General features: G+C 51.5%; 10 protein-coding genes, 1 tRNA gene and 1 rRNA gene. 4 read left to right on the forward strand and 8 right to left on the reverse strand.

The features are described from left to right. Nucleotides 1-109: 109 nt before the first annotated feature. A complete protein-coding gene (gene dnaQ, locus SK62_RS16715; RefSeq protein WP_072203252.1) occupies nt 110-841 on the reverse strand; it encodes a DNA polymerase III subunit epsilon in 732 nt (243 codons plus the stop codon). Between dnaQ and rnhA the strand changes: the two genes are divergently transcribed. Continuing rightward, nucleotides 795-1,373: a ribonuclease HI gene (gene rnhA / locus SK62_RS16720; protein WP_160840538.1), complete on the forward strand. Its 579-nt coding sequence runs from the start codon at nt 795-797 to the stop codon at nt 1,371-1,373. The genes dnaQ and rnhA overlap by 47 nt on opposite strands. On the opposite strand, the gene SK62_RS16725 is transcribed toward rnhA, so the two are convergent. Further along, complete coding sequence (locus SK62_RS16725; RefSeq protein ID WP_017383714.1) at nt 1,374-2,090, reverse strand: class I SAM-dependent methyltransferase; 717 nt, start codon at nt 2,088-2,090, stop codon at nt 1,374-1,376. Between the two features lie 32 nt (nt 2,091-2,122). Here SK62_RS16725 and gloB point away from each other — a divergent pair, with 32 nt between their 5' ends. Both gloB and mltD read left to right on the forward strand, forming a co-directional pair. Then, nucleotides 2,123-2,881: a hydroxyacylglutathione hydrolase gene (gloB, locus tag SK62_RS16730; protein WP_032671408.1), complete on the forward strand. Its 759-nt coding sequence runs from the start codon at nt 2,123-2,125 to the stop codon at nt 2,879-2,881. A gap of 68 nt (nt 2,882-2,949) precedes the next feature. Beyond that, the gene (gene mltD / locus SK62_RS16735; RefSeq protein WP_032671409.1) at nt 2,950-4,314 is read left to right on the forward strand and encodes a murein transglycosylase D; all 1,365 of its coding nucleotides are present in this window, start codon (nt 2,950-2,952) and stop codon (nt 4,312-4,314) included. A 52-nt stretch (nt 4,315-4,366) separates the two neighbouring features. Here mltD and SK62_RS16740 read toward each other — a convergent pair whose 3' ends face one another. The 3 genes from SK62_RS16740 to SK62_RS16750 form a co-directional block, all read right to left on the reverse strand. Then, nucleotides 4,367-5,140 carry a class I SAM-dependent methyltransferase gene (locus SK62_RS16740; RefSeq protein WP_015571390.1) on the reverse strand — a complete coding sequence of 258 codons (774 nt, stop codon included), beginning with the start codon at nt 5,138-5,140 and terminating at the stop codon, nt 4,367-4,369. A gap of 77 nt (nt 5,141-5,217) precedes the next feature. Continuing rightward, nucleotides 5,218-6,018 carry an endonuclease/exonuclease/phosphatase family protein gene (locus SK62_RS16745; RefSeq protein WP_026080641.1) on the reverse strand — a complete coding sequence of 267 codons (801 nt, stop codon included), beginning with the start codon at nt 6,016-6,018 and terminating at the stop codon, nt 5,218-5,220. Nucleotides 6,019-6,155: 137 nt separating this feature from the next. Beyond that, nucleotides 6,156-7,331, reverse strand: a complete 1,176-nt coding sequence (locus SK62_RS16750) for an MFS transporter (protein ID WP_047718562.1) — start codon at nt 7,329-7,331, stop codon at nt 6,156-6,158. 103 nt (nt 7,332-7,434) lie between these two features. On the opposite strand from SK62_RS16750, the gene yafC reads away from it, so the two are divergent. After that, on the forward strand, nt 7,435-8,340 hold the full coding sequence (yafC, locus tag SK62_RS16755) for a DNA-binding transcriptional regulator YafC (RefSeq protein WP_015571393.1): 906 nt from the start codon (nt 7,435-7,437) through the stop codon (nt 8,338-8,340). Nucleotides 8,341-8,370: 30 nt separating this feature from the next. Here the strand turns inward: yafC and dkgB are convergent, their stop codons facing one another. The 3 genes from dkgB to rrf all read right to left on the reverse strand — a co-directional run bounded on the left by dkgB (nt 8,371) and on the right by rrf (nt 9,571). Continuing rightward, nucleotides 8,371-9,174 (reverse strand): 2,5-didehydrogluconate reductase DkgB, encoded by an 804-nt coding sequence (gene dkgB, locus SK62_RS16760; protein ID WP_047718561.1) that lies wholly within the window; start codon nt 9,172-9,174, stop codon nt 8,371-8,373. 160 nt (nt 9,175-9,334) lie between these two features. After that, nucleotides 9,335-9,411 (reverse strand) — tRNA-Asp (locus tag SK62_RS16765). 55 nt (nt 9,412-9,466) lie between these two features. Next, nucleotides 9,467-9,571, reverse strand: a 5S ribosomal RNA gene (gene rrf / locus SK62_RS16770).

Consider the following 9,571-nt stretch of genomic DNA (forward strand, 5'->3'; position numbering starts at 1 on the left):
GCGAATATTACGGTTTGCCTCTGAACTCGTCAACGCTTTTTCTCAGGTTTTGAATCGTTTGCTGCAAAATTCACCCAAACGGTGATTTAACAAACGTCTCAGCACATTTTCACGTGCGCCACAGACAGCTTCCGCCCTTCTTCTGCACTAAATCGAGACGAGATTCATGGTTCATCAGTTCTTCATCACTGGCTAAAACAACCCGCAGGCGATTCGTCTGACGCACAATGCGCTGAATTCCCCCTTCATCCCGCGTCTGCTGGGATTCATTTTCCATACTGAATTTCATCGACGTTTGCCCGCCGGTCATGGTCAGGTAGACATCGGCCAGGATCTGGGCATCGAGCAACGCGCCGTGCAGCGTTCGCTTGGTGTTGTCTATCTCATAGCGAGAGCACAGGGCATCAAGGCTGTTACGCTTGCCGGGGAACATCTTCCTTGCCAGCGCCAGGCTATCCGTGACTTTACAGAACGTATTCGTCTTCGGAATATCACGGTTGAGCTTGCTGAACTCATAGTCCATAAAGCCGATATCGAACGACGCGTTATGAATGACAAGTTCCGCACCTCTGATGTAGTCGAGAAATTCATCTGCGACGTCGGCAAAGGTGGGCTTATCCAGCAAAAACTCATCGGCAATTCCGTGAACGCCGAACGCTTCCGGGTCCACCAGCCGATCGGGTTTAAGGTAAACGTGGAAGTTGTTGCCCGTAAGGCGACGGTTCACCACTTCAACGGCACCAATCTCAATGATTTTGTGCCCTTCGTAGTGGGCGCCAATCTGGTTCATACCGGTGGTTTCGGTATCAAGAACAATCTGGCGAGTAATTGCAGTGCTCATAGCGGTCATTTATGTCAGACTTATCGTTTTACTGAACGTTTCAAATACAGGAAGTCTACCAGAGATGCGTAAACAGGTAGAAATTTTCACCGATGGATCTTGTCTCGGTAACCCAGGGCCCGGCGGCTATGGCGCCATTATGCGCTATCGCCAGCATGAAAAAACATTTAGTGAAGGCTATTTCCTGACCACCAACAACCGCATGGAGTTGATGGCGGCCATCGTGGCGCTGGAAGCGTTAAAAGAACATTGTGACGTGGTGCTGAGTACCGACAGCCAGTATGTCCGCCAGGGCATTACCCAATGGATCCACAACTGGAAAAAGCGGGGCTGGAAAACGGCAGAGAAAAAACCCGTCAAGAATGTCGATCTCTGGAAGCGTCTTGATGCCGCGCTCGGTCAGCACGAAATCAAATGGGAGTGGGTAAAGGGGCACGCCGGTCATCCTGAAAACGAACGCTGTGACGAGCTGGCTCGCGCGGCGGCATCCAACCCGACCCATGAGGATGCAGGTTATCAACCTGAATCCTGATCACGGTTTTTTGTACTGCCGCGTGGCCCCCACGGTCTGGCGGATCCGCGTTTTTGATTTGCTTTGCTTCATCGGGTTGAGCGTAAGGGGGATCGTCCTCTTACGCGCGACAATAAATTGCATGCAGCCCAGCGCGGGTAAATGGGTGCTTAATAAGACCCCGCCTTTACGCGTCCAGGGGATGACCTGAAAACCCCCGTAGCTTAGCACTTCGAAATTTAACAGTGAAAGCCAGTCCAGCTGGCGCATCATGGTAAACATCCTGCTGTTATAAGGCGGCGTGCGACGCAGAACGGGCGTCAGTTTACGTAGCCCCATCAGACTCAGCGGATTAAAACCGCTCAGGATCAGCCAGCCGTCATCAATCAAAACGCGGTCGGCTTCCCGCAGCAGACGATGGGGATCGCTGCACCAGGGCAGCGTGTGGGCGAGCAGACAGGCATCAATGGATTTTTCCGCAAACGGCAAATGCAGCGGATCCGCTTTCACCTGAACCGGGGAGCCATTAAGCGATACGCTAACCTGATGCGAGATAGCGCAGCTTTCGGTATTGATTTCTGCGCTCAGATTGCCAATCTTAAGCAGGTGAAAACCATACATTTTCGCGAGCCAGGGTTTAAGCTGAAGTTCTAAGGCCTCGCGATAATATTCACCCCAGGGCAACTCTGCCCAACGTTCCGGTGGTGCGACAGTCTGAGGTATCCTTGCCGGTTTCATCAAAACACCCGCCACGCTATAAGAGGTAATGCATGAATCTTATCAGTATTTCCGCCTTTCAGGACAATTACATCTGGGTTTTAGTCGACGACGATCGCAGATGCATCATTGTTGATCCAGGCGAATCCGCACCGATCCTGCACGCGATTAAAGAAAACGGCTGGCAGCCGGAGGCGATCCTCCTTACCCATCACCATCACGATCATGTCGGCGGTGTTCCCGATCTCCTTGCACGCTATCCCCATCTACTCGTCTACGGACCAGCAGAGACACAGGATAAGGGTACGACGCAAGTTGTTGAAGAAGGCGAAAGTATCCTCATCCTCGGGTGGGAGTTTTCCGTATTTGCTACGCCAGGTCACACTTCCGGTCATCTCTGTTTCTACAGCAAACCTTATCTGTTTTGTGGCGACACGCTGTTTTCTGGCGGCTGTGGAAGGCTGTTTGAAGGCACGCCAGAACAGATGTATCAATCTTTACAAAAAATTAATGCGCTGCCAGCCGACACCGTAATTTGTTGCGCACATGAGTATACATTAGGGAATATGAAGTTTGCTGCAAGCGTGCTGCCTGAGGATCGGGCGATTCAGGATTATTACCAGAAAGTGAAGGAGTTACGTGCAAAAAACCAAAAAACACTCCCCGTAATTCTGAAAAATGAGCGACAAATAAATTTATTTTTAAGAACTGATGATGTTGATTTAATTAATAAAATTAATCAAGAAACAAATTTGTTACAACCTGAAGCGCGATTTGCATGGTTAAGGTCAAAGAAAGACAACTTCAGATAATTGCGGGTTGCCTTTTCAAAATTTCGCCGTTATCATCGCTCGTCTTTTAAGCAACTATTGACACACACATGAAGGCAAAAGCGATATTACTCGCCTCTGTCCTGCTTGTAGGTTGCCAGTCACAAAACGGCAGCAACGTACAACAGCACGCACAGAGCCTTTCTGCGGCTGGTCAAGGGGAAGCAGGGAAGTTTACGAGTCAGGCGCGATGGTTGGACGATGGGACATCCTTCGCGCAGGAACAAGACTTGTGGGCCTCTATTGGCGACGAGCTAAAGATGGGAATTCCGGAAAACAGCCGGATTCGCGAACAGAAACAGAAGTATTTGAGAAATAAGAGCTATCTCCACGATGTAACATTACGGGCAGAGCCGTATATGTACTGGATAGCCGGGCAAGTTAAGAAACGTAACATGCCTATGGAACTGGTACTACTACCCATAGTGGAGAGCGCTTTTGACCCGCACGCGACGTCTGGCGCCAATGCAGCAGGCATCTGGCAGATCATTCCGAGCACAGGGCGAAATTATGGTTTAAAGCAGACCCGCAACTACGATGCGCGTCGTGATGTTGTCGCTTCAACGACAGCCGCTCTCGACATGATGCAACGTCTGAACAAGATGTTTGACGGCGACTGGTTATTGACCGTCGCGGCGTATAACAGTGGTGAAGGTCGTGTACTGAAGGCAATGAAAGCGAATAAAGCGCGTGGAAAATCCACAGACTTCTGGTCGCTCTCACTGCCACAGGAAACAAAGATTTACGTACCGAAAATGCTGGCACTGGGCGATATTCTCAAGAACAGCAAACGTTACGGTGTACAACTGCCAACACCAGACGAAAGTCGTGCACTGGCGCGTGTCCGCCTCAGCAGCCCGGTTGATATTCAACAGGTTGCCGATATGACGGGTATGTCGGTAAGTAAGCTTAAAACCTTTAATGCAGGTGTTAAAGGCTCCACGCTGGGCGCTAGTGGCCCTGGCTATGTGATGGTTCCGCAGAAACATGCGGAACAGTTACGAGAGTCTTTGGCTTCGGGTGAAATTGCAGCCGTTCAGTCCACGCTGATCGCTGATACGTCGCCTGTAAGTAGCCGCAGCTATAAGGTGCGTTCAGGTGATACGCTTTCAGGTATTGCATCACGTCTTGGCGTGAATGCGAAAGATCTCCAGCAGTGGAATAATCTGCGCGGATCTGGTCTGAAAGTGGGTCAAACGCTGACCGTAGGTGCAGGTAGCAGCGCACAGCGTCTCGCTAAGAACAGCGATAGCATTACCTATCGCGTACGTAAAGGCGACTCGCTGTCCAGTATTGCTAAGCGTCACGGCGTAAACATCAAAGATGTGATGCGCTGGAACAACGATACTGACAACCTGCAACCTGGCGACCAGCTGACGTTGTTTGTGAAAAACAGCGCTACGCCAGATTCCTGATAGTACGATCGCTTGTTAAAAAGGCACCGATTCCCCTCGGTGCCTTTTTTATTTATCCCGCTTTTTGCGCTTCAGCCATAATGGTGTCGCTGGTAAACGAACCATCATCATGCAGTTCAAAGTACGCCTTCACGTCAGCAGAGGCGCTCTCCTGATACAATCGGATCGCCTGAGTCAATGCCTCGGGTGTGCGCATCCGTGCAATCCATGATGTGAACTCCAGCGGCAAACGGTCGGTTATCAATGAGCGTGAAATCAAGCCGGCTTCGGTGATAAACGTAAGCCACTCTCCACTGGAGTAGTTTTGCACGTGCGAGGTATCACGCAGCGCTTCAACCGTCTGGAGCCAGATATTTCGTACCGGATGTCCGGGAGACATCACGTCCATGATGATGAAGATTCCGCCCGGTTTGAGCACGCGTTTCACTTCCCGTAATGCCTGCCCCACATCATGCCAGTGGTGTGCAGAGTAACGGCTAATCACAACCTCAAACGACGCATCCTCAAAGGGTAAAGATTCAGCGTAGCCCTGGCGCGTCGTGACGTTATTCAGCCCTTTCGCTTTCGCCGCTTCAGCAACCACATCCAGCATCTGGCTCGATAAGTCATATGCCGTCACCTGAGCAACCTGCTGTGCGGCGGTAAAACTGGCGTGCCCCGCCCCGCAGCCTAAGTCCAGCACGTGCGCGTCAGGAAACGCGGCGAGCCGTTCGCCGAGACGTACCAGATCGCGGCCAGAGGCGTGCACGGCGCTGCTCAGGTAGGCACTTGCCTGAGAACCAAACTGTTTTTCGACGTTGTCATGATGGGAGTGTGTTGTTGTCATGTTGCTGTCCTTTTATGGGTTAAAAAATAAAGGGCAGCACCCGCACAGGTCTGCCCCACGGCAGACCTGACGCACCATTATTTATCAGGTTTGCCGGGACTGAATTCAACTAGTAGAGGATTATGATCGGAGGCGCGCGTCACCAGAACGGAGGCGTCGTGCACGCTTAAACCCCGATAGAATACAAAATCGAGAGGACGACCAAACGCTTTCTTGCGCTGGTCATCGTTAAAACGAACTTCACGCAGCGACATTTCACGCGCGAAGCGGTACAACGCGTTCATACGCGGACGGCTCCAGGCATTGAAGTCCCCGGCCATAATGATCGGCCCACTGTGATGAGCAATCTGATCGCCAATGGGTAGTAACTGCTTACTGTACACATCAACACCCAGGCTGAAGTTCACCGCATGAATGTTTACCACCATCAGCAGACGGGTGTCGGGCAACGGATAGACCGTGACCAGCGCCGATTTTGCCAGACGCAGGATTGGCTCACGTTCACGCAGCGGGCAGCAATAGACCGGATGTGCGGCTGAAAGGGTCATCACCCCAGAAGGATGCTGTGGCAGAACAAAGGCAGGCACCTGATCGGCTGCAAGATAGTTTGTCGTTGCAAACCTGACCAGCTCAGGCGTGGTTTGCGCCTCCTGTAACAGAACCAGATGCGCATCTTTACCAAAATTTTTAAGTACGGATAACCACTCCGCACGCTGTTGTTTAAAGATGTTCCACACCAGTACGCGAATTTTTTCGTCACTGCTTAATGGCGTGCCCGCTGGTAATGCCTGACCCAGGCTCGCAAACGACCCCGGAGGCAAGATCCTCTCCGCGGGCATTCCGGCAACATAACGCATGGCATAGGTATTTTTTCGCACTTTTGGAAACGACCTCTGTAACATGAACCAGCCCGGAAAACGGACTGGTTCTAATGTTATAGGGATTTTAGGTCACACTTTCAACGCAATTACTGAGAAACCGCTTTCCAGTTTTGTAAGCAAGCACTTACTGATACTTATCCAAGCGCGATACGAGCGGGTTTATCAAGCCGTCCACTCAGACCAATAAGCAGGAAAGCGACAAGCACAATTACCGCACCAATCCATGGCGTTTGGGTTAATCCAACGTGTTCAACCGTCTGCCCGCCGATAACCGATCCGAGTGCGATACCGATATTGAATGCGGCGATATTCAGGCCGGATGCGACATCCACCGCATTGGGCGTAAAGCGTTCGGCTTTCTGTACAACATAGACCTGCAATCCCGGTACGTTACCAAACGCGAATATTCCCATAACCAATACAGTTACCAGCGCTGCGTATTGTATCGACGCGGTGAACTGGAAAATCATCAGCAGGACAACCAGCGCGGCGAAGATAAATTTTAGCGCCGGTACCGCACCGTGCTTATCTGCAAGCTTGCCGCCCCAGATATTGCCGATTGCGACGGAGATACCGTAGCCCAGTAAAATCCAGCTCACTGCGCCCGGAGAAAAACCAGCCAGTTCCTGCATCATCGGTGCAAGGAAAGTGAACGCAGTGAACACACCTCCATAACCCAGAGCCGTAACGGCATAGATCAGCAGCAGGCGCGGGTGTGTCAGAACCTTAACCTGATCGCTCAGGCTGGCGCTCGCGCGCCCCGGAATACTGGAGGGCACCAGTAGCAGGCTGGCTATCAGAGCAATTACGCCCAACAGCGATACCGCGAGGAAGGTTTCTCGCCAGCCAAAATGTTGCCCAATAAACGTTCCTAACGGCACGCCGGTGACCAGCGCGACGGTTAAGCCGCCAAACATAATCGCAATGGCTGATGCCGCTTTCTCTTTTGGCACCAGGCTGGTTGCAATCGTGGAGCCGATGGAGAAGAAGACACCGTGCGCGAGGCCAGTCAGCAAACGGGCAATGACCAGAGTGGTGTAGTCCGGAGCCTGCCACGCCAGAATATTGCCGGCGGTGAAGAGCACCATCAGGGCAACTAACAGTTGTTTACGTGGAAAGCGTCCAGTCAGTGCGGTCAGCACAGGCGCCCCAACAGCGACGCCTAACGCGTAAATAGATACCAGCAGCCCGGCAGAAGGCAGCGAAATGGCGAGTTGTTCAGCAATAGTGGGAACAAGTCCTACAATAACAAATTCGGTTGTGCCAATTGCGAAGGCACTGATCGTCAGGGCAAGAAGCGCCAGTGGCATAAATACTCCGTCTCTTCAGGATTAAGATGACAGGCAGTATGCGCCAGTGTTTAAATAACAAAAATGGTTAGAATTTCAATAGAATTTTGCGGATGATGCAATAATGAAAGCCACATCGGAAGAACTGACTATCTTTGTTGCCGTTGTTGAAAGCGGCAGCTTCAGCCGTGCGGCTGAACAGCTCGGGCAGGCGAACTCCGCCATCAGCCGCTCGGTGAAAAAGCTGGAGATGAAGCTCGGGGTAAGTCTGCTCAACAGAACAACGCGACAGCTCAGCCTGACGGAAGAAGGTGAACGTTATTTTCGCCGCGTACAATCCGTTTTGCAGGAGATGGCGGCAGCTGAGACGGAAATAATGGAGTCGCGTAGCACTCCGCGTGGATTGCTACGCATTGATGCGGCGACGCCGGTTGTGCTTCATTTTCTGATGCCATTAATCAAGCCATTCCGGGAACGTTATCCGGAGATGACTCTGTCCCTGGTCTCTTCAGAGACGTTTATTAACCTGATTGAGCGTAAAGTTGATGTGGCGATCCGCGCGGGAACCCTGACGGATTCAAGTTTACGCGCTCGCCCACTGTTCACCAGCTACCGCAAAATTATCGCGTCACCGCAATATATTGCAGAGCATGGCAAACCGGAGACCGTTGAGGAGCTGAAGCAGCACCTGTGCCTGGGCTTTACGGAACCTGTCTCGCTGAACACCTGGCCCGTGGCCTGTCATGACGGACAACTTCATGAGATCACTTGCGGACTTTCGTCTAATAGCGGAGAAACGCTGAAACAGCTTTGTCTTGAAGGAAATGGGATCGCCTGTTTATCAGACTATATGATTGATAAGGAAATAGCTGCGGGTCAGCTTGTGGAACTGATGGCTGACAAACGCTTACCTGTAGAGATGCCTTTTAGCGCAGTGTATTACAGTGACAGAGCGGTAAGTACGCGCATACGCGCTTTTATCGACTTCCTTAGCGAACATATAAAAACAGCTCCCGGAGGAGCTGTGTGAGGGTTTAAGGGTACAGAGGAAGGGCTTTTATTAATCCCAGTCTGGTGCTAACCCTTCCGGGCTGACCAGACGATCGTTGCATTCCAGTGCAGCGATCGCGTTTTTATCTTCATCATCAAGCTGGAGATCCCGCGCTAACAGGTTACTTGCCAGGTTTTCACGTTTGGTTGAAGACGGGATCACGGCATAGCCCTCACCCATCGCCCATGCCAGGATCACCTGTGCGGCTGTCGCATTGTGTTTTTCAGCGATACGTGCAATCACTTCATCTTTCAGCGCCTTACCATATGCCAGCGTCATGTACGAGGTGATGTGAATACCATGCTGTTTCGCCCAGTCCACGACTTTGCGGTTTTGCAGGTAAGGAGAGAGTTCAACCTGGTTGGTGGCAATATTCTCTTTACCCACTACAGCAATCGCCCTTTCCATCAACGGGATGGTGAAGTTAGAGATGCCAATTTTACGCGTTAAGCCCTGCTCTTTCGCTTCCAGCAGCGCCTGCATGAACTCCTCCACAGAGACGGCATCGTCAGGTGATGGCCAGTGGATCAGCGTCAGATCAACATAGTCAGTACGCAGCTTTCTCAGACTTTCCTTCAGGCTTGGGATCAGCTTGTCTTGGCTGAGATTCTCAATCCAGATTTTAGTGGTGATGAAAAGTTCGTCGCGCGGTACGCCACTCTCTTCGATGGCCTGGCCTACGGCAGCTTCGTTATCATAAATCTGCGCCGTATCAATAGCACGATAGCCCAACTCAAGTGCGGTTTTAACAGATGCGATAACAACGTCGTCTTTCAGGCGGAAAGTGCCCAGACCCAGTGCAGGGATAGTCATATGATTCCTCAATCGTTATGTTCATAAACTGAGGAGAATTATCGCTGTAGTTGTTATGCCGAAAAAGATCGTGAACCGCAGAGGATTTTTGCTAATTTCGCAACAATCAAACGACAGATAAGAAAAAAGCCCTGAGCGTTAGCTCAGGGCTTTTAATAAGTGGCGGAACGGACGGGACTCGAACCCGCGACCCCCTGCGTGACAGGCAGGTATTCTAACCGACTGAACTACCGCTCCACCGAATACTTCTGTAACCACCGGATTAATGCACCGGCTTACTACTTAATTTGATGCCTGGCAGTTCCCTACTCTCACATGGGGAGACCCCACACTACCATCGGCGCTACGGCGTTTCACTTCTGAGTTCGGCATGGGGTCAGGTGGGACCACCGCGCTA

The sequence above is a fragment of the Enterobacter sp. BIDMC109 genome (assembly GCF_001037885.1).
Classification (GTDB): Bacteria; Pseudomonadota; Gammaproteobacteria; order Enterobacterales; family Enterobacteriaceae; genus Enterobacter; species Enterobacter hormaechei_C.